This window comes from Sphingomonas adhaesiva, assembly GCF_036946125.1.
Taxonomy (GTDB): Bacteria; Pseudomonadota; Alphaproteobacteria; order Sphingomonadales; family Sphingomonadaceae; genus Sphingomonas; species Sphingomonas adhaesiva_A.
Window position 1 is genome coordinate 73,963 of record NZ_JAQIJT010000001.1, and the last position, 26,283, is coordinate 100,245.

The following is a 26,283-nucleotide window of genomic DNA, read 5'->3' on the forward strand; positions in this document are numbered from 1 at the left end:
GTCGCCATGGTCGGACGCTTGCTCTGGCGGGGGATGCTCGCCGGACTGATCGCGGCGTGCGTCGCCGCGGTCTTCGCCCTGCTCTTCGCCGAGCCGCAGATCGATCGCGCCATCGCGGTCGAGGCGGCGCACCGCATGCCGGGGATGGCGCAGGAGATGGAATGGGTCAGTCGCGGGGTACAGAAGACCGCGGGGCTGTTCACCGCGCTCGCAGTCTATGGCGCCGGGGTCGGCGGGCTGCTCGCGCTCGCCTTCGCCTATGCCTATGGCCGCATCGGACAGGTCGGGCCGCGCACGCTGGCGCTGCTGCTCGCCGTCCTCGCCTTCGTCGTCATCGTGCTGGTTCCGGCGATCAAATACCCCCCCACCCCGCCGGCCGTGGGGCAGCATGAGACGGTGAAGCTGCGCACCGCGGCGTTCTTCGCGATGATCGCGCTGTCGCTGGTCGCCGCGATGGTCGCCGCGCAGGTCCGTCGCGCGGTCGCCGTGCGCTGGAACCCCGTCGACGCGCTGGTCGCCGCCGTCGCCTGCTATGCGCTGCTGGCGAGCGGGGTGGCGCTGCTGCTGCCGGTCGTCGACGAGGTGCCGGGCGACTTCGGCGCGACGCTGTTGTGGAACTTCAGGCTGGCATCGCTGGGCGCGCAGGCGCTCTTCTGGATCGTCGCGGGGTGGCTGTTCGGCCGCTTCGCGCTGCCCGTCCTGCGGGAGCGGCACGGATGAGCGGCCCCTCCGCGCGCACCGACGCCGAACATGCCGCGAAGATGGCGAAGAAGAAGGTCGCGCACGACCGCATCGTCGCGGCGCGGGCCGGCGAGAAGGGGCTGGTAATCGTCCACACCGGCAAGGGCAAGGGCAAGACCACCGCCGCGCTCGGCATGGTCGTCCGCGCGATCGGCCACGGCATGAAGGTGGGCGTCGTGCAGTTCGTGAAGGGCGCGATGACCACGGGAGAGGCCGCGGTGTTCGCGCGCCTCCCCGAGGTCGAGTTCAAGCCGATGGGCGAGGGCTTCACCTGGGACACGCAGGACCGCGCGCGCGACATCGCGGTCGCGGGCGAGGCCTGGGCCGAGGTGAAGCGGATGCTGGCCGATCCCGCCTACGACATGGTCCTCGCCGACGAGCTCAACATCGTCCTGCGCTACGACTATCTGGCGCTGGACGACGTGCTGGAGGCGATCGCGGCGAAGCCCGCGACCACGCATTTCATCGCGACGGGCCGCAACGCCCCCGACGGACTGATCGCCCTCGCCGACCTCGTCACCGAGATGCAGCTGGTGAAGCACCCGTTCCGCGAACAGGGCATCAAGGCGCAGCGCGGCGTGGAATTCTAGGCCTGACCGGACATGGAACGCGCCGGCGACCCGGCCTTTTCCCCCGGACCCTTTCCCCAACACCTTTCCTTCGCCGACGCCCGCCCGCTAAGGCGCGGCCATGGCAGCCTCGGGACCCAGGGAACAGCGATCGGCCGCGACACGCGCGGAGTTGAAGCGGGTCGCACGGCGCATGTTCGCGACCCGCGGCATCAGCGCGGTGGGCCTGCGCGAGGTGGCGGTCGAGGCGGGCCAGCGCAACACCGCCGCGGTCCACTACCATTTCGGGACCAAGGACGATCTGCTGCGCGAGCTGCTGGTCGATGGCGCGCGCGCGATCGACGTCCACCGACAGGCCATCATCGACCGGGCCGAGGCGTCCGGCACGCCATCGATGGACGAACTGGTATGCGCCTTCGTCCAGCCGAGCCTCGATCTGGAAAGCGCCCCCGGTCATCCGGAGACCTATCACCGCTTCCTCAGCAACATCATGGGCGAGCGGCGCGAGCTGTTCGAAAGCACGATCGTCGACAGCCACGCCACCGGCTACCAGCGTGCCACCGCGCATGTCCGCCGGCTGCTGGACGACGTCGCCCCGGCGGAAATCGACCGCCGCATCGTCTTCGCCACCTTGTCGCTCCAGGCGATCTTCACCGCGCGAGAGACCGCCTGCGACGCGATGCCCGCGGGCACGCACCCGTTCTGGGGGCGCCGGGACGTGACGCGCGGCATCTTCGCCACGACCGAGGCCATCCTGCTTCAGCGGTAAATTCATAAAGCGCTTGCTTTATCAATTGGCACCCCTACGCTGGTCCTCGCAGACGGACGCAGGAGAGGCGCGCGCATGAGTTGGGATTTCGAAACCGATCCGGCGTTCCAGGAGCGGCTCGACTGGGTCGCCCGCTTCGTCCGCGAGGAGGTGGAGCCGCTCGACCATGTGCTCGGCAGCCAGTGGAACATCCACGATCCGGGATTCGTCCGCCTCGTCCGCCCGTTGCAGGCGACCGTACGGCGCGAGGGGCTGTGGGCCTGCCACCTGGGTCCCGAGCTGGGCGGACAGGGCTATGGCCAGGTCAAGCTGGGACTGCTCAACGAAATCCTCGGCCGCTCGCGCTTCGGCCCGGTCGTATTCGGGACGCAGGCGCCCGACACCGGCAATGCGGAGATTCTCGCCCATTTCGGCACGCCGGCGCAGAAGGAGCGCTGGATGGCGCCGCTGCTGGAGAACGAGATCGTCTCCTGCTTCTCGATGACCGAGCCGCAGGGCGGCGCCGATCCGCTGATCTTCACCACCAAGGCGCGGCTCGACGGCGACGAATGGGTCATCAGCGGCGAAAAGTGGTTCTCCTCCAACGCACGCTTCGCCGATTTCCTGATCGTGATGGCGGTGACCGAGCCCGACGCCCGCGCGCACGAGCGCATGTCGATGCTGATCGTCCCGACCGCGACGCCCGGCGTGGAGATCGTCCGCGACGTGGGCTGGTACGGCGAGAGCGTCCACGCGCACGCCTATATCCGCTACGACGACGTGCGCGTCCCCGCCGCGAACCTGCTGGGCGCGCGCGGGCAGGCCTTCGCCATCGCGCAGACCCGGCTCGGCGGCGGGCGCATCCACCATGCGATGCGCACCATCGGCGAGGCGCGCAAGGCGTTCGACATGATGGCCGAGCGGGTACTGAGCCGCGTGACCAAGGGCGAGCGGCTCGCCGACAAGCAGATGGTGCAGGAGAAGATCGCCGACAGCTGGATCGAGATCGAGCAGTTCCGCCTGCTGGTGCTGCGCACCGCGTGGCTGATCGACAAGCACAACGACTATCGCCGCGTGCGGCGCGACATCGCCGCGGTGAAGGCCGCGATGCCCCGGCTGCTCCACGACGTCGCGGCGCGCGCGCTCCACCTCCACGGCTCGCTGGGGCTGACCCACGAAATGCCGTTCATGGCGCAGGTGGCGACCTCCTTCATGCTCGGCCTCGCCGATGGCCCGACCGAGGTGCATAAGGTGACCGTCGCGCGCGAGACGCTGAAGGCCTATGCGCCGACCGACGACCTCTTCCCCGCCTATCACCTGCCGCGGCAGGAGGCGGCGGCGCGCGCGAGGTTCGACATGGGCGCGCTCGACGAGATGGTGCAGGCCGATGGCTGAGGCGATGTTCGACCTGACGGGCAAGGTGGCGCTCATCACGGGCGGGTCGCGCGGGCTGGGGCGGGAGATGGCGCTTGCCTTCGCCGACGCGGGCGCCGACGTGATCGTCTCCAGCCGCAACCTGGAATCGTGCGAGGCTGCGGCCGCCGCGATCCGCGCCAGGGGGCGCCGCGCGGTCGCGATCGCGGCGCACGCCGGGCGCTGGGACGAGGTCGATCGCCTGATCGACGCGGCCTATGCCGCCTTCGGCCGGATCGACGTGCTGATCGCCAACGCGGGCATGTCCCCCGCCATGGCCTCGCACGAGATCAGCGAGCGGCTGTTCGACTCGGTCGTGTCGCTCAATTTCAAGGGCCCGTTCCGGCTGGCGTCCGCGGTGGCGCATCGCATGGCGCAGGGCGACGGCGGCGCGATCATCTTCACCTCGTCCACCGCCGCGCTGGAGCCGTCGCCGATGGTCGTCCCCTATGCCGGGGCGAAGGCGGCATTGCTCGCGCTCACCACCTCGCTCGCGCACGAATATGCGCCGAAGGTGCGCGTCAATGCGATCGCCGCCGGGCCGTTCCTGACCGACATCTCCAAGGCCTGGGCCGACGTCGACCGCGACACCGCGCGCAACGCGCTGGGGCGTCCCGGTCGCCCGGACGAGATCGTCAGCACCGCGCTGTATCTCGCCAGCCCCGCGTCCAGCTTCGTCACCGCCACGACGATCCGGTGCGACGGCGGCACCTGCCGCTCGCAATATTGAGGGAGGGACACCCATGAAGGCCCTGCAATATGTCGCCCCGCGCGAGATCCGCTACGACGACATGGCCGATCCGCGGATCGAGGATGCGCGCGACATCGTCGTCAGGATCGACCGCTGCGGCATCTGCGGCAGCGACCTGCACATCTATCACGGCGACAAGCTGCGCGACGACGCCGGATTCTGCATCGGACACGAGGCGATCGGCGAGGTCGTCGAGACCGGCCGCGCGGTCACCCGGCTGAAGGCGGGCGATCGCGTGCTGGTCCCGGCCTCGGTCGGGTGCGGCGCCTGCGTCCACTGCCTCGCGGGCAACGTCCTGAAGTGCCGCAACGACGTCGAATATTGCTACGGCCTCAGCAGCAGGTTGCAGGGGTGCCAGGCGGAGGGGATGCGCGTCCCCGCCGGCGACTTCAACGCGGTGCCGATGCCGGAGGGGATCACCCCCGATCAGGCGATCATGCTGACCGACAATCTGCCCACCGCCTGGTTCGGCTGCCGCAATGCCGATATCGCGCCCGGCGGCACGGTGGTCGTCGTCGGGCTCGGGCCGATCGGGCTGATGGCCGTCGAATCCGCCTTCGTGCTGGGCGCCGCGACGGTCTTCGCGATCGACCTGGTGGCCGAGCGGCGCGCGGTCGCGACATCGCTCGGCGCGATCGCGCTGGAGCCCCAGGACGCCGCCGACATCATCCGCGACGCCACCGACGGCCGCATGGCCGACAGCGTGGTCGAGGCGGTCGGGCTGGAAAAGACGATCGCGCTCGCGGTCCGCGTCGCCGGCAAGCAGGCGACCGTCTCGATCATCGGCGTCAACATGAACCGGCGGATGGAATTTCCGATGGCGCGCGTGTTCGTCAACGGCCTGACGCTGCGCAGCGGCATGTGCCCGGTCGCCCGACAATTCGGCGAGCTGGTCCCGCTGATCCAGCAGGGCCGCTTGCGCCCCGAACGCTACGTGACCGACGTCATGCCGCTGTCGCACGGCGCGGAGGCCTATGCGAAATTCGATGCGCGCGAAGGGGGCACGCTGAAGATGATCCTCGTCCCCTGACGGTCAGGTAGCGCGGGACGCGGGCGGCTCCCCTGCGTCCGGTGCGACACCCGCCGCGCCGTGGAGCCGCCGGTGGCCGGCACAGCCTTCGTTGCCGCACCCCGGCCGCCGCCCTTTCGGCCATCCGGTCCGCGACGATGGACCCGCGTCCCACATCCCCGTAAGCGACCGGGGATGAACGAGTATTTCCTGCGCCTCGCCGGCCCCGCCCGGGACCGGGTCGCCATCCGGGCCGCCAGCCTCGACGATGCCCGCAACCTCGCGGTGCAATATCTCGGCACCTTCCTCGCCGACCATCCCGCCTTCGCCGATGAGGGTCATTGGCGGCTGGCGGTGGAGGATGTTTCAGGCAGGATCCTCGTCCAGGTGATCGTCGCGACGGTCACCCCCCGCGGCTGACAACTGCCGGTCGACCGCGCAGCCGATCCTGTTCCAGTTCTTGGCCTCTTCCAGATCGTGGCGCCGGATCGCGCGGTCCATCTCGTCGACGACATGCTGCGGTGCCTTGCGCCCCATCGCCGCGATCAATCGCCGCGCGATGGCGGAAGGGCTGTAGGGGCGAGCGGGCATCCGTCGCAAATCGGCAGCCCCCGCCCGGCGTTCCGCGGCATTCGCCGGTCGTCTTTCCCCATTGTGTACCATCGCGGGACGCACGGAGGCGCCGCTATGGCTGCATCAGCCGCTCCGCCTCGCGCGCCAGATGCGTCAGATCGTACACGTCGAAATCGTCCCGCCGCGGCTGCGTATCGGCGACGCACAGCGCCCCCAGCGCATAACCGGAGCGATCCACCAGCGGGATTCCGGCATAGAAGCGCACGTGGGGCACCCCCAGCACCGCCGGATTCTGCGCGAACCGCGGGTCGCGCATCGCATCGCACACGATCAACGGCTCGCCCGGACGCAGGATGGCGAACGCACAGAAGGATTCCGACCGCGGTTTCTCGCTGTCGTCGATGCCCACTTTCGCCGCGAACCACTGCCGGCTGCGGTCGATCACCGACACCGCCGCGATCGACGCACCCGCCAGCGACGCCGCCTGCTCGACGATCCGTTGCAAGTCGGGGCTCCCCGGCCGCCGCGTGATGCCGTTCGCATCCACGGCCCGCTGTCGCGCGGGCTCGTTATCGGGAAAGGGCGGGTACATTACGGCCTGCCGTCCGCCGACGGACGGCCCCCGCATCGCCCATGATCGGCGCATCTACGGTCGACGCTGTTCATCGCAGGTCCCCTCATCATCGCACCGGACTCGACCGACGGGCCGGCGGACGCCCAACTTACGCAGCGCTATCAACACGATACAACCGGAAATTCACTCGACCCCGTCATTACACCGATCGCGGGGCCTCGTCCGTCCCGAAGCGATAGCATTATCGGTGTCGATGACGGGGCACAGATAGTAAGCTCTTCCGCGACACCTGATTCGATCGAAGAACAATTTTACAATTTCGGGAGATTGGGCATGGGCGTAATCAACGAGACACGCAAAGCGGTCAGCGATGCACGAAACTTCGGGTGGCGCTTTCTTTCCGGCCGCTGGGCAGCGAAAGGATCGCGCGATGTCATCGCATTGCCGGTTCGACATTACGGCCATGTGTTCGTCCGCCCTGCCAATACGGATATCGAGACGTTGCGCGATGTATTGGCCGGACGGAGCTATGACTTTTCCTTTCCGGCCCAGCTCGGCGACCGGGTGAATTCTTTCTACCATTCCGTCCTGTCGGCGGGACGCAAGCCGGTCATCATCGATGCAGGCGCGAACATCGGCGCCGCGAGCCTGTGGTTTCGGCGCCTTTTCCCCGAAGCTCACATCGTGGCGATCGAACCCGATGCGGATAACGGCAGGGTGCTGAGGGAAAACATCGGCGGCCTGCCGAACTGCACCATTCTGAACGCCGCCATCGGCTCGACGAGCGGCTTCGCTGCCGTCAGAGACGGCGAGGGGGACGACAGCGGGTGGGCGAAACAGACCGAGCGCGCGACCTCGGGCGTGCCCATCGTAACCATGGCGGAAGCGATCGCAACCGTCGACGACGGTACGGCACTGATCGTCAAGATCGACATCGAGGGCTTCGAAAGCGACCTGTTCCAGGCGAACCTGGACTGGCTCGACGACGTTCGGGTCGTCATCATCGAACCCCACGACTGGATGAAACCCGGCGAAGGCACCAGCTTCTCCTTCCAGCGGGCCATGGCGGCTCATTCCTTCGAACTCTTCATCAGAGGCGAGAACCTCATCTACGTCCGCTTGCAGCCCGATCGCAAAAACGCAAGCTCGCGATAACAGATCCGGTACGCCGGATGTCTGGCTCAGCGACCATCGGCGCACGTGTCACGATCCGGTTCAGGCTTCGCGAGACATGGGGGACAAGCAGGGCGAGCCGCTTGCGGCCGCCCCATGCGGCGCCACGGCTCGGCGATGGCGGACGACCGGCGCGAAGCGGCGGCATCGCGTTCGTCGACGCCAACCTCAACCCTCACGGGTTCGTCTCGGTTTGGGAAATGGTGCCCCACAGAGGACAAAGATGGGCACTCAGATCACTGGGAAATTTCCATGCTTCGCTGAACGATCGGCCAGGTCGCGACCTAAAGGTCGTAGTCCGGCGCGTCGTCCTCGGGGGGCCAGGGCGGATACACGATCGGCTTCTCGCCGAAGTGTCGCCGAACCGCCCGTGCGCGCCGCTCCACAACATCCTCTTCGGCATCGATCTCATCGGGGTAAATATAGGCGACTTCGAACTTACCGTCGCGAAGCACATATTCCATCTCTGACCACCGATCGCCGCCGTCTTGCGTTTCCCACAGGTCGAGCAGCGCATACGGCAGCCCCTCGATCACCGGCCGCCGATACAAGATCTGGTTGCCGAGTTCCTTGAAGATCGATTCGCCGACCATGTTCCGATCGAGCTGGGCGTAGAGCAGCGTCGGTTCGACCGGATACTCACGATCCTCCATCAGCAATTGCCCGATCTCGTTCAGCAGCTTCTCGGCTTCAGCGTCCGCCACGGCTTTTCTCCGATCGTTCGTTGGGGAATTTCAGACTCTTCTCGTCGCCATCGACCGTCCACCACACGTCGATCGCCGATGGTCGCCCGGACTCCCCCTCGAACCGCGGCACGATCCTGACCGTGACAGTCTTTCCGCCTCGCTTCTCTCTCGCCCACTCATCCTCGAGCACGCGATAGCCGCCCCGATTGAAGTTGGCATTTTGCGCGATGTGATTGAACGCCTCGGTCGGTCCATTGAAGCGCGCCGCGATGTAGTGGCCGCCATCGTCGCTCGCCCGACGTTCTGCGCCGCCCGCCTGTGCTTGCGAAACGCAAGAACGGATCGGAACATCGGTAACCGTCAGCGCACCAGAAACGCGCCGCGTCCGCTCGCGCGCATCGATTTGGTAAGTATAGCCGTTGCGCACGACCGTGCGGAACTTTTCGCTTCACGCGCTTGCGGGTCGGGTGGCGGTTGTGTTCGTCTCGGAAGCGCGATCCGAGGACACAACGGCGGTTGCCGAACCTGGTGAGTTCTTCGGACGACGGTGCGGATCAGGTGATCCCCACGTTCCCGACGCGCCCGCTCCACCGAAGCTACCGCCGCCTCCCGAAAACCCGCCACCAGTCCCTGCGCGTTGGGCGTACGGCTTGTGAGCCGCGACGTGGTTGCCTTGGGAGGCGCGCGTCCGGTCTTTGGGAATGGCACGGTTTGCCGACTCTTGCGATCTTGGCCGGGATGACCGGGCCGGCCAGTCTCCTGAACCGGTCGCGCCGCCACCGCCACCCTTGCCGCCTCCGCTACCAGAAAATCCACCGCCGCCCCACTGGCTATAATGCCGTCCCGCACCGACGAAGGTGAAACGCCCGGTTTCTGGATCATGCCAGGGATTGAACTTGAGCTCGACTCCTTCCGCATTTCTCAAGGAAGGCAACCTCCCGGTCCGCAGCCATATCGAAAAGGCGCGCCGTCGCTCGTTATCCTATATATCAATCATGATGCCCCGCTATCCACGCGGCAAGAACATATGAGCAACATTTTCCAACATGTCAAGCCAAAGTTGGCCGCCATCTTGCTCGGCACCGCGAGGCTGTGTCGATTTTCGTCCCCAATGGGCTGCGATTTCCTGAGTATGGTGCCCCACAGGAGACAAAGCTGGGCACTCAAATCATTGGAGAATTTCGATCTCGCGCCAAACGCCCAACAGGATGTGATCTACAAGCCATAGCTCTGAAGTTCGTCGTCCGTGGGTAAGGGTGGGTAGACAATCGGCTTCTCTCCGAAATGTCGCCGCAGCGCACGCTCGCGGCGCTCGATCACGTTTTCCTGCGGATCGATTTCGTCCGGGTAAAAGTAGGCCACTTCGAATTGGCCGTCGCGAAGCACATATTCCAGTTCCGACCATCGGTCCTGTCCGTCCTGCGCCTCCCACAATTCGAGGAGTGCGTCGGGAAGGCGTTCGTTCACCGGCCACCGGAAAAGGAGCTGATTGCCAAGCTCCTTTACGATCGACTCGCCGATCATATTATTATCGAGTTGAGCGTAAAGCAGCGTGGGTTCCAGAGGATATTCCCTATCCTCCATCAGCAATCCGCCGATCTCAGCCAGCAGCTTCTCCGATTCAGTTTCCGCCACGACGCTTCTCCGATCGTTCATTGGGAAATTGCAGGCTGTTGATTTTGCCATCGACCGTCCACCACACATTGATCGTCGATGGCCGCACAGAACCGCCGCTGAATTGCGGAACGACCTTCACCGTAACCGCCCGTCCGGCACGCTTGTCCCGCGCCCACTCATCCTCGAGCACGCGATAGCCGCCCCGATTGAAGTTGGCATTTTGCGCGATGTGATTGAACGCCTCGGTCGGTCCATTGAAGCGCGCCGCGATGTAGTGGCCGCCATCGTCGCTCGCCCGACGTTCTGCGCCGCCCGCCTGTGCTTGCGAAACGCAAGAACGGATCGGAACATCGGTAACCGTCAGCGCACCAGAAACGCGCCGCGTCCGCTCGCGCGCATCGATTTGGTAAGTATAGCCGTTGCGCACGACCGTGCGGAACTTTTCGCTTCACGCGCTTGCGGGTCGGGTGGCGGTTGTGTTCGTCTCGGAAGCGCGATCCGAGGACACAACGGCGGTTGCCGAACCTGGTGAGTTCTTCGGACGACGGTGCGGATCAGGTGATCCCCACGTTCCCGACGCGCCCGCTCCACCGAAGCTACCGCCGCCTCCCGAAAACCCGCCACCAGTCCCTGCGCGTTGGGCGTACGGCTTGTGAGCCGCGACGTGGTTGCCTTGGGAGGCGCGCGTCCGGTCTTTGGGAATGGCACGGTTTGCCGACTCTTGCGATCTTGGCCGGGATGACCGGGCCGGCCAGTCTCCTGAACCGGTCGCGCCGCCACCGCCACCCTTGCCGCCTCCGCCACCAGAAAATCCACCGCCGCCCCACTGGCTATAATGCCGTCCGGCACCGACGAAGGTGAAACGCCCGGTTTCTGGATCATGCCAGGGATTGAACTTGAGCTCGACTCCCTCCGCATTTCTCAAGGAAGGCAACCTCCCGGTCCGCAGCCATATCGAAAAGGCACGCCGTCGCTGGTTATCCGATATATCAATCATGATGCCCCGCTATCCACGCGGCAAGAACATATGAGCAACATTTTCCAACATGTCAAGCCAAAGTTGGCCGCCATCTTGCTCGGCACCGCGAGGCTGTGTCGATTTTCGTCCCCAATGGGCTGCGATTTCCTGAGTATGGTGCCGCTTACAGGACTCGAACCTGTGACCCCCGCATTACGAATGCGATGCTCTACCAGCTGAGCTAAAGCGGCCCGTCGATGCCCGATCGGGCGTCGTGAGGCGCGGCGCTTAACAGGTGGTCGCGGGCGTGACAAGTGCGAACGCCCTTTACGTCGCGTTTACCATGGTCGGTGCACAGCGGGTCGGACGATACCGGCCCGCGGCTTGCGGGCAGCGATGGGACGACGAGCATGGATACCGCGCGCGGCTACGACGATCTTCGCCAGGACAGCGACCCGACCGAGGGCGGCGTGGGCGAGCCGCAGGTGCAGGTCGGCGCCGACGAACGGCGCATGCACGTGCGCGCCTACAACCATTGGGTCTCGCTGCTGCGCGATCGCCCCTATCCGGCGATCGAGGATCTGGAGCCCGCCAGCATCGCGGATTTCGGCCCGCACAGCGTCCTGCTCGACTTCACCGCCGGGCTGGACGATCCCGCGATCCAGTATATCGGCCGGGCGCTGCGCGACGAATGCGCGGTCGATCAGACGATCGAGCGGATCAGCGACGTACCGGCGCGCTCGCTGCTGTCGCGGCTGACCGACCATTATCTGCAGATCATCGCGAATCGCGCGCCGATCGGGTTCGAGGCCGAGTTCGTCGGCACGCGCGGCCACAATACGCTGTACCGCGGCATCCTGATGCCGTTCTCGTCGGACGGCACGTCGATCGACTTCATCTACGGCGTCATCAACTGGAAGGAGATGATCGCCGCCGAGGAGCAGGCCGCGCTCGATGCCGAACTGTCGGCGGCGGTGGTCGCGCCGCGCCACGATCCGGTCCCGGCCCCGGCATGGGCGGACGGGCCGGGCGCGGGCACCGGGATGGAGGGCAATGAGGAGGCCGGCACGCTCGACGAGCGGCTCGCCGCCGCGCGCGACAGCGTCGCCTCCGCCCGCGCCGCCGCGACGCGCAGCCACGCCGCGCTCTACCGCGCGCTGGGCCGCGCCTACGACTTCGCGATCGCAGCGGAGGCCGATCCGGAGGCGCTGGGCGCGCTGCTGACGCAGGCGGAGATCAAGCCGCAGGCCCGCGCGCCGATGACCGCGATCGCCAAGCTGGTCTTCGGCCGCGACCACGACAAGACCCGACTGACCGAGGCCGCGACCGTGCTCGCCTATGCCGCGCGCACCGGCGTGCCGGAGGGCGGGCTGCCGCGCGTGCTGGAGGCCGCCGCGGGCGGGATCAAGGGCATCGTCGCGGAGGAGCGCGCCGCCCGCCGTCCCGCCGCCCCGACGCGCCGCGCCGCCGGCCCGAAACTGGACGGGCGCGCGCCCGTCGCCGAGCTGGCGATTCCCAGCGGGCTGGAGGACGGCGCGCCCGTCATCCTGATCGGCCGCGCCACCGCCACCGGCATCGCGGTGATCGGCACCATGGCGCCGGACGAGAAGCTGACGGCACGGGTGCTGCGTCGGCTGGCCTGATTCGGCATTTGCGGCAGTGCAGCAAGCCTTGAGCTAGCTCCGCACCCGGCGCATAGCCCGCGGCCATGGTGGAAAAGTCTCTCAAGATACTGTCGGCCGCGCTCGCATCGCGGCTGACGCATCGTGCACTTCCCGGCGAGCTCGTCGGCTTCGGCGAGGACAAGCAGGCGGAGGCCGCCGAGTTCCTGGCGCAGACCGCGGCACAGCGCGCGCCGGGGCAGCCCGCCATCGCGCTGGAGGCGTTGCCCGGCGACGGCGCGCGGCGGCGGATGCGCCTCGCCATCGTCAACGACGACATGCCGTTCCTGGTCGATTCGGTCGCCGCGGCGATCGGCGACCGCGACATCGCGGTCGACCGCGTCATCCACCCCGTCATCCGCGTCACGCGCGATGCCGGCGGCCAGCTGACCGGGATCGAGGATGCCGGCGGCGCGAGCGAATCGATGATCTATGTCGAGCTGGAGCGCGTCGACGCCAAGGATCGCCGCGCGCTGACCGACGAGATCGCGCACCTGCTGGCGGACGTGCGCGCCGCGGTGACCGACTGGCGCACGATGCAGGCCGCGCTCGCCGCGGACGCGGGCATGGTCGACGACACCGGCGGCGACGCGGAAGGGGCGAACCTGCTGCGCTGGTTCCTCGACCGCCATTTCACCTTGCTGGGGCATGAGCGGTGGCACGTCGACGGCCGCACCGATCCCGCCGCGGCGCTGGGCATCGCGAAAAACGAGCATGACCTGCCGATCCTCGCCGAGCGGTCGAAGCGGCTGGCCGTGGAATATTTCACCGCCGGCAACGCCGCGCCGCTGCTGCTGAAGTCGTCGCTGATCTCGCCGGTCCATCGCCGCGTGCCGCTCGACCTGCTGGTGGTCCCGATCCAGACCGCGGGGCGCGTCACCGGGCTGTCGATCCATGCCGGGCTGTGGACCTCGGCGGCGCTCAACGCACCGCCGCGCAGCGTGCCGATCCTGCGCCAGCGCCTGGCCGCGAGCGAAGCGAAGTTCGGGTTCGATCCCACCGGCCACACCGGCAAGGCGCTGACCCACGCCATCGCCACGCTGCCGCACGACGTGATGGTCGCGGTCGACGCCGCGTCGATGGAGGAGCTGGCGCTGACCGCGATGAGCCTTGCGGACCGCCCGCGGCCCAAGCTGGTGCTGGTCCCCTCCCCGCTCGGGCGCCACCTCTACGCCTTCGTCTGGCTGCCGCGCGACGAGCTGACCACCGCGCGCCGCGTCGCCATCGCCGACATGCTGTCGGAGGCGGCGAACGGTCAGGTGCTCAACTGGGCCACCAGCATCGACGACGGGCGAATCGCGCTGCTGCGCTACACGATCGACCTGCGCGGCGCGGGGCGGCTGCCCGATGCGCTGACGCTCGACGACCGGCTGGAAAAGATGGTCCGCGGCTGGGCGCCCTCGATCGAGGCCGCACTGACCGAGGAAGTGGGCGCCGCCCGCGCCGCGCGCCTGTCGCTGCGCCACGCCGCCGCCTTCCCGCCGCGCTACCGCACCGGCGCCACCCCGGAGGAGGCCGCGCGCGACATCGTCTCGATCGCCAATCTGGTCGACGAGGCGGACCGCGAGGTGCGCTTCACCGCGGGCGGCGACGGGATGCTCCACCTCAAGGTCTATCGCCAGGGCGGGCCGCTGGCGCTGTCGGATGCCGTCCCCGCGCTCGAGCATTTCGGCTTCCGCGTGATCGAGGAGATGCCGACCGCGCTGACGGACGAGGAACGCAGCTCGATCCACGATTTCACGCTGGAGACGCAGGCCGACGTGCCCGCGGTCCTCGCCGCCGCCGACACGCTGCAGGAGGCGCTGGCGCAGGTGCTGGAGGGCCGCGCGGAGGATGACGGCTTCAACCGGCTGATGCTGGAGGCGGGGCTCAGCCCGCGCGCGGTCGTCCTCTACCGCGCCTGGTACCGCTATCTGCGCCAGGCGGGGATGAGCTACGGCCTGAGCAATGTCGTCGACACGCTGACGCGCACCCGCACGGTGACGCTGGCGCTGGTCGACCTGTTCGCGGCGCGCCACGACACCACGTCCACGATCGACGCCGATGCGGCGCAGGGCGCGATCGACGCCGGGCTCGACGCGGTCACGGGGATCGACGACGACCGCATCCTGCGCGCCTTCCGCGCGGTGATCGATGCGACGCTGCGCACCAACGCCTTCACCGAGGCGGCGAACGAGGCGCTGGCGTTCAAGCTCGACAGCGCGAAGATCCCCGGCCTGCCCGCCCCGCTGCCGTGGCGCGAGGTGTGGGTGTACAGCCCGCGCGTGGAGGGCATCCATCTGCGCGCCGGCCCCGTCGCGCGCGGCGGCCTGCGCTGGTCCGACCGCCGCGACGACTTCCGCACCGAGATCCTGGGTCTGATGAAGGCGCAGCGGGTCAAGAACGCGGTCATCGTGCCGACCGGCGCGAAGGGCGGCTTCTATGCCAAGCAGCTCCCCTCCCCCGCCAACCGCGACGCGTGGCTGGCCGAGGGGACGGAGGCGTACCGCATCTTCATCCGCACGCTGTTGTCGATCACCGACAATATCGTCGCCGGGCAGGTGGTCCATCCCGACGGCGTCGCGGTCCACGACGGGGAGGATCCGTATTTCGTCGTCGCCGCGGACAAGGGCACCGCGACCTTCAGCGACGTCGCCAATGCGATCGCGCTCGAACGCGGCTTCTGGCTGGGCGACGCCTTCGCCAGCGGCGGCTCGGTCGGCTACGATCACAAGGCGATGGGCATCACCGCCAAGGGCGCGTGGGTTTCCGTCCAGCGCCATTTCGCGGAGCGCGGGGTCGACGTGCAGACGCAGCCGATCCGCGTCGTCGGGTGCGGCGACATGTCGGGCGACGTGTTCGGCAACGGCATGCTGCTGTCGAAGGCGATCAAGCTGGTCGCCGCGTTCGACCACCGCCACATCTTCCTCGACCCCGATCCCGATCCCGCGGCGAGCTGGGACGAGCGCGCGCGCATGTTCGCGCTCCCGCGCTCCAGCTGGGCGGATTACGACACGTCGCTGATCTCGGAGGGCGGCGGCGTCTTCGCGCGCGACCTGAAGTCGATTCCGCTTTCGCCGCAGGTCCGGGCCGCCCTCGGCATCGCCGCCGAGCGGATGGAGCCGACCGCGCTCATCTCCGCGATCCTGAAGAGCCCGGCCGACCTCATCTGGTTCGGCGGCATCGGCACCTATGTGAAGGCCGCGGCGGAGAATAACGCGACCGTCGGCGATCCCGCCAACGACCGCCTGCGCGTCGATGCCGAGGAATTGCGCGCGATCGCGATCGGCGAGGGCGCGAACCTGGGCGTGACGCAGGCGGCGCGCATCGCCTTCGCCAGCCGCGGCGGGCGGATCAACACCGACTTCATCGACAATTCGGCCGGCGTCGACTGCTCCGACAACGAGGTCAACATCAAGATCGCGCTCAACCGCGAGATGATCGAGGGGCGTCTCGCGTTCGAGGATCGCAACGCCGTGCTCGGCAGCATGACCGACGACGTCGCGCACCTGGTGCTGGAGGACAACCGCCTCCAGACGCTCGGCCTGTCGATCGCCGAGCGCGACGGCGCGCAGGCGCTGCCCAGCTACGTCCGGCTGATCGAGGTGTTCGAGGAGGGCGGCCGGCTCGACCGCCGGGTCGAGGGGCTCGGCAGCAACGTCGACCTGCTGCGCCGCGCGGGCGAGGGCCGCGGGCTCACGCGGCCGGAACTGGCCGTGCTGCTCGCCACCGCCAAGCTGACGCTGCAGGATGCGATCGAGGCATCGCCGCTGGGCATGGACGAGGCGCTGACCCCCGACCTGCACGCCGCCTTCCCGCGCGCCATGCAGGAGCGGTTCGGCGAGGCGATCGACCAGCACCGCCTGCGCAGCGAGATCGTCGCGACGAAGCTCGCCAACCGCATCGTCAACCGCATCGGCATCCTCCACCCGTTTGAGCTGGCGGAGGAGGAGGGCGCCGCGCTGGCGGACATCGCCGCGATGTTCGTCGTCGCGGAGCGCCAGTTCGCGCTGCCCGAGCTGTGGCACGCGATCGAGACGACCGCGATGCCCGAGGCCGGGCGCCTCGCGCTGTTCGACGAGGTCGCGGTCGCGGTTCGGTCGCAGATCGCCGACCTGCTGCGCGCGACCATCTCCGGCGTGGCCCCGTCCGAGGTGCTGGGCCGCCTGTCGCAGGGTGTGGCGCGGCTGGACGACGCCGCAAGCGACCTGCTGCTCGACGAGGCCCGCGCCCACTGCGCCCGCATCGCCGATACGCTGGAACAGGCCGGCGCGCCGCACGACCTCGCCGTGCGCGTGGTGCGGCTGTTCGAGCTCGACGGCGCGATCGGCCTGGCCGAGCTCGGCGTGCAGCTGGAGGTCGACGAGACGAAGCTGGCGCGCGCCTTCACCCGGCTGGGGCAGGCGCTGGGGCTCGACTGGGCGCAATCGACCGCGACGCGGATCAACCCCAGCGACCCGTGGGAGCGCCTGCTGATCGCGGGACTGGCACGCGATTTCCAGCAATTGCGGCTCGACTTCCTCGGCCGCGGCGGCACGACCGAACCGGAGGCGCTGGTCGATCGGTGGCTGGACGCGAATGCGACGCGCGTCGGTCAGTTCCGCGCCGTCATCGACCGCGCGCGCAACGCCACCGCCCCCAATGCCGCGATGCTGGCGCAGATCGCCGGCCAGGCGCGCGTGCTGCTGGGGCGGTAACGCGCCCGCATCCCCCCTCTCCTCGCCCGGGGAGAGGGGGGGCGGTCGCGTCGTCAGGCCGCGGCCTGTCGTGCGCGCACCATCTGCGTCAGGTCCTCCAGCGTCATCGGGCGCGACAGGTGATAGCCCTGCGCCAGCTCGAACCCTGACAGCCGCGCCTCGATCAGCTGGGTTTCGGTCTCGATCCCCTCCATCACGCAGCGCATCGACAGCGAGCGCCCGACGCCGCGGATCGCGGCGACCAGCCGGCGACCGACATGGTCGGACAGCCGCGCGGCGAAGCTGCGGTCCACCTTCAGGATGTCGAACGGCATCTGGTGGAGCGAACTGAGGCTGGAATAGCCGGTGCCGAAATCGTCGAGCGCCAGCCGGATGCCGATCGCCTTCAGACGGTGCATCGCCTCCACCGCCGCGGTCAGGTCGGTGACGAGCGCGTTTTCCGTCAGTTCGAAGACCAGTCGCCTCGGGTCCACTGCGGACTCTTCGAGCCGCTCCAGCATCAGGTCGATCGTGGTGCGGTCGACCAGGTCGACCGGCGACAGGTTGAACGAGATGCGCATCGATCGCGGCAGCTCGGCGCCCGCCGCCAGCACCTTTCCGAACAGCGCCAGCGTCAGCGGCCGCGTGATGCCGAGCCGCTCGGCCACCGGGAAGAACTGGTCGGGCGCCACCTTGCCCAGCGTCGGCGATTCCCAGCGCGCCAGCGCCTCCACCCCGACGATCTCCAGCGTGGCGGTGTCGAACACCGGCTGGAACACGACCGAGAACTCCTGCTCCAGCGGGGCCGACTGGAGCGCGGCCTCCAGCGCCTGTTCGCCACGGACCAGCTGCTCCAGCCGCGGCGAGAAGATGACGCAGCCGCCGCGCTGGTTGGCCTTGGCGTGGTACAGCGCGAAGTCGGCGCGGTCGAACAGCTCGTGCGCCGACCGCCCGGCATCGGGAAAGGTCGCGAACCCCGCCGAGCAGCCGACCGCGACGGTCACCTCGCCCAGCACCACCGGCTGGCGCAGCAGGTCGCACAGCCGCTCGCCCTCCGCCGCGGCGGCATATGCATCGCCGCGGACGATGACCCCGAATTCGTCGCCGCCCAGCCGCGCCACCATCACCCGGTCGCTCGCCACCGCGCGCAGCCGCTCGCCCAGCGCCGTCAACAGCCGATCGCCCTGTCCGTGGCCATAGGTGTCGTTGATCGGCTTGAACCCGTCCAGGTCGAGCAGCCCGACGCTCACCCGCTCGATCGCATCCGCCTGCGCCAGCCGCTGCTCCAGCTCCGCCATGAAGAGGCGGCGGTTGGGCAATTGCGTGAGCGCGTCGGTACGCGCCAGCCGCGCATTCTCGTCGTTCAGCCGCTCGGCGGCGGTCCGCTCGCTCTGCAATGCCTCCTGCGAGGCCTGCAACTGGAGGAAACCGTCGAACGAATCGCGCAATACCTTCAGGATCACCGCGGTCACCAGCGCGACGTTGAAGGCGACCGCGATCAGGACCTCGGTCCCCTTCCACAGATTATAGGCCAGGAAGATGCCGATGACGCTGGTGCACACCATCAGCGCGGCGCGCGGCAGATATCCCAGGCAGAACACGCAACCCAGCACCGTGATCGAGATGAAGATCGCGACATGCCCGTGCTCGTACGGGCCGCCGTAACGGTCCAGGACCAGCGCCCAGGTGACGAAGCTGACCGCCATCGCCAGCGCGAGCGGCGTGATCCGGCGCAATCGCGCGACCGCGTCGACCGGCCCGGCGACCGGACGCTTCGTGGGGAGCGCCCACACCAGCATGCGGGCCAGACAGGCAGCGATCAGCACCGCCGGCACCTGAAGCGTCAGCAGCGCGGGCGCCAGATGGCGATGGGTGAAGGCGAGCGCGGCGGCATTGACCGCCAGCAGCGCGTAGAGCGGCGGGATCTGGCGGCGAAGGTGCGACAATTGCGCCTCCGCATAACGCGGCGCATCCGTGGTCGATCGAGGAAAGCCGGGGATGACCGTCGTCTGCATCCGGCGATCATAACCCCGAACGGTTTATAACTCGTCGGCGCAGCATACGCCCGCGCCGGTTATTTATTACAATCGCGTGGGGCGACGAACAGCCAGCTGCGCAGCGCGCTCGCCAGATTGGGCGGGTCCGGACGATCGATCCGCAGCGCGTCGACCTGTGCCACCAAAGCGGACAGCGGTAGTCCGCGCGCGACGGCCGCCGCCTCCAGCGCGGCCCAGAACACCGGCTCGAGACTGATCGAGGTTGCGTGCCCCGCGATCGTGATCGACCGTTTCACCGGCCCCGCGAAGCCGCCGGGGGGCGCGGCGATGGTCACGTCACTTGGTGTCGAACAGCGCGGCCAGCTGCTCGATGATCGTGCCGCCCAGCTGCTCGGCATCCATGATCGTCACCGCACGGCTGTAATAGCGCGTCACGTCGTGGCCGATCCCGATCGCCACCAGCTCGACCGGCGACTTCTTCTCGATCCACGCGATCACCTGCCGCAGATGCCGCTCCAGATACGAGCCGGAGTTCACGCTGAGCGTCGAATCGTCGACCGGCGCGCCGTCGGAGATGACCATCAGGATGCGCCGCTCCTCGGGCCGCGCCATCATCCGGGCATGCGCCCACATCAGCGCCTCGCCGTCGATATTCTCCTTCAGCAGCCCCTCGCGCATCATCAGGCCCAGCGAGTTGCGCGCGCGCCGCCACGGCTCGTCCGCCATCTTGTAGACGATGTGGCGGACGTCGTTGAGCCGCCCGGGCTGCGGCGGGCGCCCGGCGGCGAGCCACGTCTCGCGGCTCTGCCCGCCCTTCCACGCGCGCGTCGTGAAGCCCAGGATCTCGGTCTTGACCCCGCACCGCTCCAGCGTGCGCGCCAATATGTCCGCGCTGATCGCCGCGATCGAGATCGGGCGCCCGCGCATCGATCCCGAATTGTCGATCAGCAGCGTGACAACCGTATCGCGGAATTCGGTATCGCGCTCGATCTTGTAGCTCAGCGACTGCATCGGGTTGACGACCACGCGCGCCAGCCGCGCCGCGTCGAGCAATCCCTCGTCCTGGTCGAAGTCCCACGAACGCGACTGCTGCGCCATCAACCGCCGCTGGAGCCGGTTGGCGAGCTTCGAGACCGCGGATTGCAGGTGCACCAGCTGCTGGTCGAGATAGCCGCGCAGCCGCGCCAGCTCCTCCGCGTCGCACAGCTCGGTCGCGGCGACCACTTCGTCGAAGTCGGTCGTCCAGGTGCGATAGTCGAACGCCTGCGACATGTCGGCGGGGGGACGGTTGGGGCGGACCGGCTGCATCCCCTCCTCGCCGTCGTCGCCCGGCTCGCCCTCGGCATCGTGGAGGTCGTCCCCCTCCTGCTGCTCGCTCTCGCCCTCGGCCTGCTCCTCGTCGCGCTGCTGGCCGCGCTGCTCGACCTGCTGCTCGCCCTCGGCGCCCTGCGCATCGCCCTCGTCCGATTCGTCGGTATCGCCGCTCTCGTCGCCGGCCTCCTCCTCGCCGCCCTCGTCGCTTTCCTGCGGCTCCGCCTCGCCCTCGACGAGCTCCAGATCCTCCAGCAACTTGCGCGTCAGTCCCTGGAACGCGCGCTGGTCGTCGAGCGCGAGCGCGAGGGCGGAGAGGTCGGTCTTCTCGCCGATCCATTCGCGCACGAGCGCAAGGCCGGGCTCCGCCGCCACCGGCGCGGGCTGCCCGGTCAGCGCCTCGCGCACCAGCAGCTGGAGCGCGGTCGACAGCGGCACCTCGGCACGGTTGCGCGCGCGCGTGATCGGGTCGGCGCGCAGCCGCACGTCCATCGCGCTCGCCAGATTGTCGCTGATCCCCTGGTAGCCGCGGCTCCCCAGCGCCTCGATCCGCGCCGTCTCCACCGCATCGAACACCGCGCGCGCCACCGCCTCCGCCGGCGCGGCGCGCGTGTGGAGCGCGGTATCGTGATGCCGCAGCCTGAGCGCGAAGCTGTCGGCGAACCCGCGCGCCTCCGCCACCTGATCCGCGGGCAGCGTGCGCGCGGGCATCGGCACCTTCAGATGCTTGCCCGACTGCGCCGGGGCGTCGGCGGTAAAGGCCAGCTCCAGTTCCGCCTCGTCCGACAGCGCACGCGCCGCCCCGCCGAGGACGTTCTTGAAGCGGTCGAGGGGGGTGTCGTTGGCCATCAACCGTCCATTTCCAAGGCAAGCTCGGCCGCCGCACGGATAAGCGGCACCTCGATACGCGCGAGATCGAAGATGATGTCCCGCGCAATGTTGCGATATTCGTGGCGCAGGCGGTTGCCGAAGGCCCGCATCTTCGCCACCGGCACATCCGGCCCCAGCCGAACGGCCTCGTCCGCCGGGATCTGGATCACCGCCTCGGTGATGCGCTGAAGCAATCGTTCGACCGCGAAGATCGTGCGCTCGTCGGCGGCGAACGTATGAACCGACATTCCATCGATGAACGTCGCCACCCGATCGGCATCCTCGATCATGTCGCGCAGCCGGGACTTCGCACGCTCAGAAAGCGTCGATGCGGTCACGGTCGATCTCCGCCTGAAGCCGCGGCCGGTCGGCGGGTTCGGTCACGATGTCCACCGGAACGCCCAACAGCGCGCTGACGCGGTCGTCCAGCGTGAAGAAGTCCCAGCCGAGCCGCATGTCGGTGCGCAACGTCACCGCCAGATCGAGGTCGGACCGAGCGTCCGCTTCCTCGCGCGCGGTCGAGCCGAAGATTGCGACATGTTCGATCCCCATCGCGCGCAGGTCCGCGCGGTGGGTCCGCAAGCGTCGCAAAGCTTCGGCGCGCGTCATCCGGCCTTCCCCACGACGCTCTCCGGCAGGTCCTTGCCGAACACGCGCTGGTAATATTCCGCCACCAGCGAGCGCTCCGCCTCGTCGCACTTGTTGAGGAACGACAGCCGGAACGCGAAGCCCACGTCGCCGAAGATCATCGCATTCTGCGCCCAGGTGATGACGGTGCGCGGGCTCATCACGGTCGAGATGTCGCCGTTGACGAAGCCGCGCCGCGTCAGGTCGGCGACGCGGACCATGTTCTCCACCACCTTCTTGCCCTCGGGCCTGTCATATTCGCCCGACTTGGCGAGCACGATCTGCGCCTCGGTGACCGCGGGCAGGTAGTTGAGCGTGACGACCACATTCCAGCGGTCCATCTGCCCCTGGTTGATCTGCTGCGTGCCGTGGTACAGCCCGCTGGTGTCGCCCAGCCCGATCGTGTTGGCGGTCGCGAACAGGCGGAACCACGGATTCGGGCGGATGACGCGGTTCTGGTCGAGCAGCGTCAGCTTGCCCTCGGTCTCCAGCACGCGCTGGATCACGAACATCACGTCGGGGCGACCGGCGTCATATTCGTCGAAGACCAGCGCGGTCGGGGTCTGCAGCGCCCACGGCAGCAGGCCTTCGCGGAATTCGGTCACCTGCTGGCCGTCCTTCAGCACGATCGCGTCGCGCCCGACCAGGTCGATACGGCTGATGTGCGCGTCCAGGTTGATGCGGATGCACGGCCATTTCAGCCGCGCCGCCACCTGCTCGATATGGCTCGACTTGCCGGTGCCGTGATAGCCCTGCACCATCACGCGCCGGTTGTGCGCGAAGCCCGCGACGACCGCCATCGTGGTGTCGGGATCGAACACATAGGCGGGGTCCAGGTCGGGGACGCGCTCGTCCGCCTCGGAAAAGGCCGGGCATTCCATGTCGCTGTCGATCCCGAACAGCTCGCGCACGCTGACCATCTTGTCGGGGGCGTCCAGGATCGTGGTGTCCCGGCTGTCGGGCTGAGTGTTCGGGATATCGGTCATCGGATAAGCCGTTCGCTGGAGTAGGCCCAACCAGTGAGAAGGGATCGCGCCCGCGTCAACCCGGCGCGTGCGGCGCCCGTGCCTTCTCCGGCAGGTGGAAGAGGTCGATGAACGCCTCGGCGGCGGCGCGGTTGCCATGGAACGCCAACTCGCCCGCGGCCTCCGCCGCCGCGATCGGCCGCTTGCCGTAGATGACGCCCGCGAGAACCTCGGGCACCGCCTCGAACACCATGTCGCCGGCCACGGGCGCGCGCACGATCGGCAGCTCGCCCGCCGACAGGCCCGCGACGAAGGAGTCGCGCGGGAAGCGGAAGCCGATCGTCAGCGCCATGCCCCCGGCGCGCGCGGGGTCGATCATCGTGCGCAGCGACAGCATCATCGACGCCGCGGACAAGGGCAGCGTCGGGTCGTGCGCCGGCGACCGCGCCGCCCAGCGCCCCAGCGCCTGGATCGTCTCCTCCGCCTCGTACCCCCAGCACGTCAGCTCGTAGCGCGGCGACGGCGCGCCGTGCCGCACCAGCACGCCCGCGCGCGCCAGCCCCTCGAGCCGCTGCGTCAGCACGTTGGCGCTGACCCCGGGAAGTCCGCTCCGCAGCTCCGAAAAGCGGCGCGCGCCGAACATCAGCTCGCGCACCACCAACATCGACCAGCGCTCGCCCAGCAACTCCAGGCCCAGCGCGGTGCCGCAGGCATCGTCGTACCAGCGCGCCGGGCCAGGGGTTATCTTTTCTGACTTCATGGTTGTTTTTACTAACCGATCGGCGCATCGTCCGCAAACGACGAGTCGCAAGGGAGAGCGATGCCGTGACCAAGATGATCTTCATCAACCTGCCCGTCGCCGACGTGGCGCGCGCCACCGCCTTCTATACGGCGCTGGGCTTCGCACAGAACCCCGCCTTCTCGAACGCGCAGGCCAGCGCGATGGAATGGTCCGACGCGATCAAGGTCATGCTGCTCGACCATGCGTTCTATGCCACCTTCACCAACAAACCGATCGCCGACGCCCACGCCGCCAGCGCCGCGCTCTACTGCCTCTCCTTCGACGACCGCGCGGGCGTCGATGCGATCATGGCGGCGGCGCCCGCATCGGGCGGGCGGGTCGTGCGCGCGGTCGAGGATCAGGGCTTCATGTACGGCGGCGCGTTCGAGGATCCCGACGGCCACACCTGGGAGACCATGTTCATGGCGGCGGGCGCGCAGGACGTCATCGCCGAACAGAACGCCGCCGCCGGAGCGGCGGCATGACCTATATCGAAGGGTTCCTCACCCCCGTCCCCGTCGCCCGGCGGGACGCCTATCGCGCCCATGCGGATCGCGCCGCCGACCTGCTCCTGGAGCTGGGCGTCACCCGCCTGGTCGAGACATGGGGCGAGGACGTGCCGCACGGCGTGCGCACCGACATGCACCGCGCGGTGCAGGCGACGCCGGACGAGGCGGTGCTGTTCAGCTGGTTCGAATATCCCGATCGCGCCACCCGCGACGCGGCCAACGACCGTATCCGCAGCGATCCGCGCTTCGCGGACATGGGGCGGGACATGCCGTTCGACGCGCGTCGCATGATCTACGGCGGCTTCGCCTCGGTCAGCGACGTCGTCGGCGGGGGCGGGGGCGGCAAGGCCGGATTCGTCGATGGCGTCGTGCTGCCGGTCCGCGGTGGCGCGCGCGACGCCTATCGCGATCATGCCGCGGCGCTCGCGCCGCTCTTCGTCGAGCACGGCGCGCTCCGCGTCATCGACGCGATCGCGGACGACGTGCCGGCCGGGGAGGTCACCGATTTCGCGCGGGCGGTCGCCATCGAGGACCGGGAGGAGGTCGGTTTCGGCTGGGTGGAATGGCCGTCGCGAGCGGTCCGGGACGACGCCTGGGCGCGCCTGATGGCCGACGGGCGCATGACCGCGGCGGGCGATCCGCCATGGAACGGCCAGCGCATGATCTTCGGCGGATTCGCGGTCCTGCTCGACCGCACCGCCTGACCACGGGAGACGCACGATGACCAACCCCCACGGCACCCCCGTCTGGTACCAGCTGGTCAGCCCCGATCCCGATGCGGCCGAGGCCTTCTACGGCCACGTCCTGGGCTGGACCACCGCCCCCGACGATCCGCCCCCGCCGCCGGGCGAGAACCAGTTCGACTATCGCGAGTGGGTCGCGCCCGACGGCGAGCGGATCGGCGGGCTGATGGCACCGCCGCCTTTCGCGGGAATGGCGCCGGGCTGGTGCTTCTATGCCGCGGTGGACGATGTCGATGCCACGATCGCGGCCGCGGTCGCCGCCGGCGCGCAGGCGCCGATGCCCGCCGTCGACCTGCCCGGCACGGGGCGGATCGCGCTGCTGATCGATCCCGACGGGCACCGCTTTTACGTCATGAACGGCCCCGCCGCCGATCGCTCGCAGGCGTTCCAGCCGGGCGATGCGCCCGCCCCCGGCCACGCGGTGTGGAACGAGCTGACCGCCGCGGATCAGGATCGTGCCGTCGCCTTCTACGCCGGGCTGCTCGGCTGGCACCAGGCCGGCGCGATGCCGATGGGGGCGCTGGGCGACTACAAGTTCGTCCACGCCGGCCCGACCGCGATCGGCGCAGCGATGAACACCCCGCCGGGCGGCGCGCCGGGCTGGTGCATCTACTTCGCGGTCGACGACATCGACGCCGCGGCGGCGCGCGTCGGCGCGGGCGGCGGCGCCGTCGTGCAGGGGCCGGACGCGATACCCGGCGGGCGCTATTCGGTGGTCGCGCGCGACCCGCACGGCGCCTCCTTCGGCGTCGTCGGCCCACGCCGCGGCTGATCGGGGGAAAAGCGATGGACAAGGTCACGACGTGGTTGTGGTGCGACGGCACCGCGGAGGAGCAGGCGCGCTTCTACACCGCCCTCGTCCCCGGCAGCGCGATCACGCGCACAATGCGGGCGCCGCTCGACAATCCCTCCACCCCGGCGGGCGCGGTGCTGACGGTCGAGTTCACGCTGGCGGGACGCGCCTTCGCGCTGCTCAACGGCGGCGCCGCCTTCCGCCAGAGCGAGGCGGCGTCGCTGATGGTCCTGTGCGAGGATCAGGCGGAGGTCGATCTTTACTGGGACGCCTTCATCGAGGGTGGCGGGACCGAGAGCGCGTGCGGCTGGCTCAAGGATCGCTGGGGCGTGTCGTGGCAGATCACGCCGCGACGCCTGCTGGAGCTGAACAACGATCCCGTCCACGCCCCCAGGGCGATGGCGGCGATGATGGAGATGCGCCGCATCGACATTGCCGCGCTGGAGCGTGCGATAGCCTCTTGAGCCGCCCGGCTTAGACGCTACTTAGGCGGACCAGAGGGCGCAGGTTTGCGGCCGCCGCCGCGATCCTGTACCCGCCTGCCCCAGACCGGGACCGG

General features: G+C 68.8%; 26 protein-coding genes and 1 tRNA gene. 14 read left to right on the forward strand and 13 right to left on the reverse strand.

From position 1 onward, the window contains the following. Nucleotides 1–6 precede the first annotated feature (6 nt). The 7 genes from PGN23_RS00330 (at nucleotide 7) to PGN23_RS00360 (ending at nucleotide 5,651) form a co-directional block, all read left to right on the forward strand. On the forward strand, nucleotides 7–720 hold the full coding sequence (locus PGN23_RS00330; protein WP_335300798.1) for a CbtA family protein: 714 nt from the start codon (nucleotides 7–9) through the stop codon (nucleotides 718–720). Beyond that, entirely contained in the window at nucleotides 717–1,331 is a 615-nt protein-coding gene (gene cobO / locus PGN23_RS00335; RefSeq protein ID WP_335300799.1) for a cob(I)yrinic acid a,c-diamide adenosyltransferase, read from the forward strand. The genes PGN23_RS00330 and cobO overlap by 4 nt, the downstream gene beginning before the upstream one ends. A gap of 100 nt (nucleotides 1,332–1,431) precedes the next feature. Beyond that, complete coding sequence (locus PGN23_RS00340; protein WP_335300800.1) at nucleotides 1,432–2,079, forward strand: TetR/AcrR family transcriptional regulator; 648 nt, start codon at nucleotides 1,432–1,434, stop codon at nucleotides 2,077–2,079. A 75-nt stretch (nucleotides 2,080–2,154) separates the two neighbouring features. After that, nucleotides 2,155–3,453, forward strand: a complete 1,299-nt coding sequence (locus PGN23_RS00345) for an acyl-CoA dehydrogenase family protein (RefSeq protein ID WP_335300801.1) — start codon at nucleotides 2,155–2,157, stop codon at nucleotides 3,451–3,453. Beyond that, nucleotides 3,446–4,201, forward strand: a complete 756-nt coding sequence (locus PGN23_RS00350; RefSeq protein WP_335300802.1) for an SDR family NAD(P)-dependent oxidoreductase — start codon at nucleotides 3,446–3,448, stop codon at nucleotides 4,199–4,201. The genes PGN23_RS00345 and PGN23_RS00350 overlap by 8 nt, the downstream gene beginning before the upstream one ends. A 13-nt stretch (nucleotides 4,202–4,214) precedes the next feature. Then, on the forward strand, nucleotides 4,215–5,252 hold the full coding sequence (locus tag PGN23_RS00355; protein ID WP_335300803.1) for an alcohol dehydrogenase catalytic domain-containing protein: 1,038 nt from the start codon (nucleotides 4,215–4,217) through the stop codon (nucleotides 5,250–5,252). 174 nt (nucleotides 5,253–5,426) lie between these two features. Continuing rightward, entirely contained in the window at nucleotides 5,427–5,651 is a 225-nt protein-coding gene (locus tag PGN23_RS00360) for a DUF6894 family protein (RefSeq protein WP_335300804.1), read from the forward strand. 265 nt (nucleotides 5,652–5,916) lie between these two features. Here PGN23_RS00360 and PGN23_RS00365 read toward each other — a convergent pair whose 3' ends face one another. Further along, on the reverse strand, nucleotides 5,917–6,309 hold the full coding sequence (locus PGN23_RS00365) for a GAF domain-containing protein (protein ID WP_335300805.1): 393 nt from the start codon (nucleotides 6,307–6,309) through the stop codon (nucleotides 5,917–5,919). A gap of 402 nt (nucleotides 6,310–6,711) precedes the next feature. Here PGN23_RS00365 and PGN23_RS00370 point away from each other — a divergent pair, with 402 nt between their 5' ends. After that, nucleotides 6,712–7,533 (forward strand): FkbM family methyltransferase, encoded by an 822-nt coding sequence (locus PGN23_RS00370; RefSeq protein ID WP_335300806.1) that lies wholly within the window; start codon nucleotides 6,712–6,714, stop codon nucleotides 7,531–7,533. Between the two features lie 302 nt (nucleotides 7,534–7,835). Here PGN23_RS00370 and PGN23_RS00375 read toward each other — a convergent pair whose 3' ends face one another. The 5 genes from PGN23_RS00375 to PGN23_RS00395 form a co-directional block, all read right to left on the reverse strand. Then, complete coding sequence (locus PGN23_RS00375) at nucleotides 7,836–8,255, reverse strand: hypothetical protein (RefSeq protein WP_335300807.1); 420 nt, start codon at nucleotides 8,253–8,255, stop codon at nucleotides 7,836–7,838. Next, nucleotides 8,242–8,664, reverse strand: coding sequence for a DNA/RNA non-specific endonuclease (locus PGN23_RS00380; RefSeq protein ID WP_335300808.1), 423 nt, complete (start codon nucleotides 8,662–8,664; stop codon nucleotides 8,242–8,244). The genes PGN23_RS00375 and PGN23_RS00380 overlap by 14 nt, the downstream gene beginning before the upstream one ends. A 788-nt stretch (nucleotides 8,665–9,452) precedes the next feature. After that, entirely contained in the window at nucleotides 9,453–9,872 is a 420-nt protein-coding gene (locus tag PGN23_RS00385) for a hypothetical protein (protein WP_335300809.1), read from the reverse strand. Beyond that, the gene (locus PGN23_RS00390; protein ID WP_335300810.1) at nucleotides 9,859–10,281 is read right to left on the reverse strand and encodes a DNA/RNA non-specific endonuclease; all 423 of its coding nucleotides are present in this window, start codon (nucleotides 10,279–10,281) and stop codon (nucleotides 9,859–9,861) included. The genes PGN23_RS00385 and PGN23_RS00390 overlap by 14 nt, the downstream gene beginning before the upstream one ends. Before the next feature lie 706 nt (nucleotides 10,282–10,987). After that, nucleotides 10,988–11,063, reverse strand: a tRNA-Thr gene (locus PGN23_RS00395). Nucleotides 11,064–11,222: 159 nt separating this feature from the next. On the opposite strand from PGN23_RS00395, the gene PGN23_RS00400 reads away from it, so the two are divergent. Both PGN23_RS00400 and PGN23_RS00405 read left to right on the forward strand, forming a co-directional pair. Next, nucleotides 11,223–12,455 (forward strand): PAS domain-containing protein, encoded by a 1,233-nt coding sequence (locus tag PGN23_RS00400; RefSeq protein ID WP_335300811.1) that lies wholly within the window; start codon nucleotides 11,223–11,225, stop codon nucleotides 12,453–12,455. Nucleotides 12,456–12,520: 65 nt separating this feature from the next. Then, entirely contained in the window at nucleotides 12,521–17,149 is a 4,629-nt protein-coding gene (locus PGN23_RS00405) for an NAD-glutamate dehydrogenase (protein ID WP_335300812.1), read from the forward strand. Nucleotides 17,150–17,202: 53 nt separating this feature from the next. Here the strand turns inward: PGN23_RS00405 and PGN23_RS00410 are convergent, their stop codons facing one another. Genes PGN23_RS00410 through PGN23_RS00440 form a run of 7 tightly spaced genes read right to left on the reverse strand, consistent with a single transcriptional unit; the run spans nucleotide 17,203 to nucleotide 23,658 of the window. Continuing rightward, nucleotides 17,203–19,143, reverse strand: coding sequence for a putative bifunctional diguanylate cyclase/phosphodiesterase (locus PGN23_RS00410; RefSeq protein ID WP_335300813.1), 1,941 nt, complete (start codon nucleotides 19,141–19,143; stop codon nucleotides 17,203–17,205). A gap of 59 nt (nucleotides 19,144–19,202) precedes the next feature. Beyond that, nucleotides 19,203–19,460 carry a ribbon-helix-helix domain-containing protein gene (locus PGN23_RS00415; RefSeq protein WP_335300814.1) on the reverse strand — a complete coding sequence of 86 codons (258 nt, stop codon included), beginning with the start codon at nucleotides 19,458–19,460 and terminating at the stop codon, nucleotides 19,203–19,205. Nucleotide 19,461: 1 nt separating this feature from the next. Next, the gene (cobT, locus tag PGN23_RS00420; RefSeq protein ID WP_335300815.1) at nucleotides 19,462–21,285 is read right to left on the reverse strand and encodes a cobaltochelatase subunit CobT; all 1,824 of its coding nucleotides are present in this window, start codon (nucleotides 21,283–21,285) and stop codon (nucleotides 19,462–19,464) included. Continuing rightward, the gene (locus tag PGN23_RS00425; protein WP_335300816.1) at nucleotides 21,285–21,644 is read right to left on the reverse strand and encodes a HepT-like ribonuclease domain-containing protein; all 360 of its coding nucleotides are present in this window, start codon (nucleotides 21,642–21,644) and stop codon (nucleotides 21,285–21,287) included. The genes cobT and PGN23_RS00425 overlap by 1 nt, the downstream gene beginning before the upstream one ends. Continuing rightward, nucleotides 21,622–21,915 carry a nucleotidyltransferase family protein gene (locus PGN23_RS00430; RefSeq protein ID WP_335300817.1) on the reverse strand — a complete coding sequence of 98 codons (294 nt, stop codon included), beginning with the start codon at nucleotides 21,913–21,915 and terminating at the stop codon, nucleotides 21,622–21,624. The genes PGN23_RS00425 and PGN23_RS00430 overlap by 23 nt, the downstream gene beginning before the upstream one ends. Beyond that, nucleotides 21,912–22,919, reverse strand: a complete 1,008-nt coding sequence (cobS, locus tag PGN23_RS00435) for a cobaltochelatase subunit CobS (RefSeq protein WP_335300818.1) — start codon at nucleotides 22,917–22,919, stop codon at nucleotides 21,912–21,914. Before cobS ends, PGN23_RS00430 begins: the two co-directional genes overlap by 4 nt. Before the next feature lie 55 nt (nucleotides 22,920–22,974). Then, nucleotides 22,975–23,658: a winged helix-turn-helix transcriptional regulator gene (locus PGN23_RS00440; protein ID WP_335300819.1), complete on the reverse strand. Its 684-nt coding sequence runs from the start codon at nucleotides 23,656–23,658 to the stop codon at nucleotides 22,975–22,977. Nucleotides 23,659–23,732: 74 nt separating this feature from the next. Between PGN23_RS00440 and PGN23_RS00445 the strand changes: the two genes are divergently transcribed. Genes PGN23_RS00445 through PGN23_RS00460 form a run of 4 tightly spaced genes read left to right on the forward strand, consistent with a single transcriptional unit; the run spans nucleotide 23,733 to nucleotide 26,188 of the window. Then, nucleotides 23,733–24,164 carry a VOC family protein gene (locus PGN23_RS00445; RefSeq protein WP_335302039.1) on the forward strand — a complete coding sequence of 144 codons (432 nt, stop codon included), beginning with the start codon at nucleotides 23,733–23,735 and terminating at the stop codon, nucleotides 24,162–24,164. Beyond that, nucleotides 24,161–24,892, forward strand: a complete 732-nt coding sequence (locus PGN23_RS00450) for a DUF1428 domain-containing protein (protein WP_335300820.1) — start codon at nucleotides 24,161–24,163, stop codon at nucleotides 24,890–24,892. Before PGN23_RS00445 ends, PGN23_RS00450 begins: the two co-directional genes overlap by 4 nt. Nucleotides 24,893–24,908: 16 nt before the next feature. Further along, a complete protein-coding gene (locus PGN23_RS00455; protein WP_335300821.1) occupies nucleotides 24,909–25,703 on the forward strand; it encodes a VOC family protein in 795 nt (264 codons plus the stop codon). A 14-nt stretch (nucleotides 25,704–25,717) separates the two neighbouring features. Next, nucleotides 25,718–26,188 (forward strand): VOC family protein, encoded by a 471-nt coding sequence (locus PGN23_RS00460; RefSeq protein WP_335300822.1) that lies wholly within the window; start codon nucleotides 25,718–25,720, stop codon nucleotides 26,186–26,188. Nucleotides 26,189–26,283: the final 95 nt, after the last annotated feature.

Coding starts and splice junctions, on each gene's coding strand:
- PGN23_RS00330 (WP_335300798.1), top strand. CDS start 7: ATGGTCGGACGCTTGCTCTGGCGGGGGATGCTCGCCGGACTGATCGCG.
- cobO (WP_335300799.1), top strand. CDS start 717: ATGAGCGGCCCCTCCGCGCGCACCGACGCCGAACATGCCGCGAAGATG.
- PGN23_RS00340 (WP_335300800.1), top strand. CDS start 1,432: ATGGCAGCCTCGGGACCCAGGGAACAGCGATCGGCCGCGACACGCGCG.
- PGN23_RS00345 (WP_335300801.1), top strand. CDS start 2,155: ATGAGTTGGGATTTCGAAACCGATCCGGCGTTCCAGGAGCGGCTCGAC.
- PGN23_RS00350 (WP_335300802.1), top strand. CDS start 3,446: ATGGCTGAGGCGATGTTCGACCTGACGGGCAAGGTGGCGCTCATCACG.
- PGN23_RS00355 (WP_335300803.1), top strand. CDS start 4,215: ATGAAGGCCCTGCAATATGTCGCCCCGCGCGAGATCCGCTACGACGAC.
- PGN23_RS00360 (WP_335300804.1), top strand. CDS start 5,427: ATGAACGAGTATTTCCTGCGCCTCGCCGGCCCCGCCCGGGACCGGGTC.
- PGN23_RS00370 (WP_335300806.1), top strand. CDS start 6,712: ATGGGCGTAATCAACGAGACACGCAAAGCGGTCAGCGATGCACGAAAC.
- PGN23_RS00400 (WP_335300811.1), top strand. CDS start 11,223: ATGGATACCGCGCGCGGCTACGACGATCTTCGCCAGGACAGCGACCCG.
- PGN23_RS00405 (WP_335300812.1), top strand. CDS start 12,521: ATGGTGGAAAAGTCTCTCAAGATACTGTCGGCCGCGCTCGCATCGCGG.
- PGN23_RS00410 (WP_335300813.1), bottom strand. CDS start 19,143: ATGCAGACGACGGTCATCCCCGGCTTTCCTCGATCGACCACGGATGCG.
- cobT (WP_335300815.1), bottom strand. CDS start 21,285: ATGGCCAACGACACCCCCCTCGACCGCTTCAAGAACGTCCTCGGCGGG.
- PGN23_RS00430 (WP_335300817.1), bottom strand. CDS start 21,915: ATGACGCGCGCCGAAGCTTTGCGACGCTTGCGGACCCACCGCGCGGAC.
- cobS (WP_335300818.1), bottom strand. CDS start 22,919: ATGACCGATATCCCGAACACTCAGCCCGACAGCCGGGACACCACGATC.
- PGN23_RS00440 (WP_335300819.1), bottom strand. CDS start 23,658: ATGAAGTCAGAAAAGATAACCCCTGGCCCGGCGCGCTGGTACGACGAT.
- PGN23_RS00445 (WP_335302039.1), top strand. CDS start 23,733: ATGATCTTCATCAACCTGCCCGTCGCCGACGTGGCGCGCGCCACCGCC.
- PGN23_RS00450 (WP_335300820.1), top strand. CDS start 24,161: ATGACCTATATCGAAGGGTTCCTCACCCCCGTCCCCGTCGCCCGGCGG.
- PGN23_RS00455 (WP_335300821.1), top strand. CDS start 24,909: ATGACCAACCCCCACGGCACCCCCGTCTGGTACCAGCTGGTCAGCCCC.
- PGN23_RS00460 (WP_335300822.1), top strand. CDS start 25,718: ATGGACAAGGTCACGACGTGGTTGTGGTGCGACGGCACCGCGGAGGAG.